We start from the raw sequence: 1,250 nt of genomic DNA on the forward strand, positions 1-1,250 counted from the left end.
CGACGAACCTGACCAGCCAGGTCCGCAACATCGCCTCGGTGACGACGGCGGTGGCCAAGGGTGACCTGTCGCAGAAGATCACGGTCGACGCCCGCGGTGAGATCCTCGAGCTCAAGTCGACGGTCAACACGATGGTCGACCAGCTCTCATCCTTCGCCACCGAGGTCACCCGCGTCGGCCGCGAGGTGGGCATCGAGGGCAAGCTGGGCGGTCAGGCCCAGGTCAAGGGCGTTTCGGGTACGTGGCAGGACCTCACCGACAACGTGAACCAGCTCGCCACCACGCTGACCATCCAGCTCCGCGCCATCGCCGAGGTGTCCACCGCCGTGACCCGCGGCGACCTGACCCAGAGCATCGCGGTCGACGCGCAGGGCGAGGTCGCGGAGCTGAAGGACAACATCAACCAGATGATCGTCACGCTGCGCGACACCACCAAGACGAACGCCGAGCAGGGCTGGCTGGACTCGAACCTGGCCCGGATCGGTGGCCTGCTGCAGGGCCAGCGGGACCTCGGCGAGGTCTGCCGCATGATCATGACCGAGGTGACGCCGCTGGTCGACGCGCAGCTCGGCGCGTTCTTCATGGTGGACAACGAGCAGGCCGTGATGCGCCTGCGGCTGTCCGCGTCGTACGGCTACGTGGCCAGGAACAACGAGGTCACCTTCGGGCCGGGCGAGGGACTGGTGGGCCAGGCCGCGGTCAGCCGGCGCACGATCCGGGTACGCGCCACGCACGACGGCGTGCTCACCATGCGGTCCGGGCTGATGTCGATGCCGCCGAGCGATCTGGTGGTGCTGCCGGTGCTCTTCGAGGGCGAGATGCTCGGCGTGATCGAGTTCGCCTCGGTGGCCACCTTCTCCGGTCTGCACCTGACCTTCCTCGAGCGCCTGGTCGCCGCGATCGGGGTCGCCCTCAACACGATCCAGGCCAACCGCCGCACCGAGGAGCTGCTGTCCCAGTCGCAGCGCCTGGCCCGCGAGATGCAGGACCAGTCGGCCGAGCTGCAGCGCAAGAACGCCGAGCTCGAGGACACGGCGCAGCTGCTCGGTGAGCAGAAGGCCAACATCGAGCAGAAGAACCGCGAGATCGAGCTGGCGCGGCTCGGGCTCGAGGAGAAGGCGCAGCAGCTCAGCCGCACGTCGGCGTACAAGACCGAGTTCCAGGCCAACATGAGCCACGAGCTGCGTACGCCGCTGAACTCGCTGCTGCTGCTGGCCCGGTTGCTGGCCGACAACCCGGACAAGAACCTG

Annotated in this window: 1 protein-coding gene; it reads left to right on the forward strand. The window is 68.0% G+C overall.

From position 1 onward, the window contains the following. Positions 1 to 1,250: HAMP domain-containing protein (locus AB0M20_RS44365; protein WP_364307591.1), on the forward strand; the 1,250-nt coding region annotated here is incomplete at both ends.

This window comes from Actinoplanes sp. NPDC051633, from assembly GCF_040681735.1.
Lineage (GTDB): Bacteria > Actinomycetota > Actinomycetes > Mycobacteriales > Micromonosporaceae > Actinoplanes.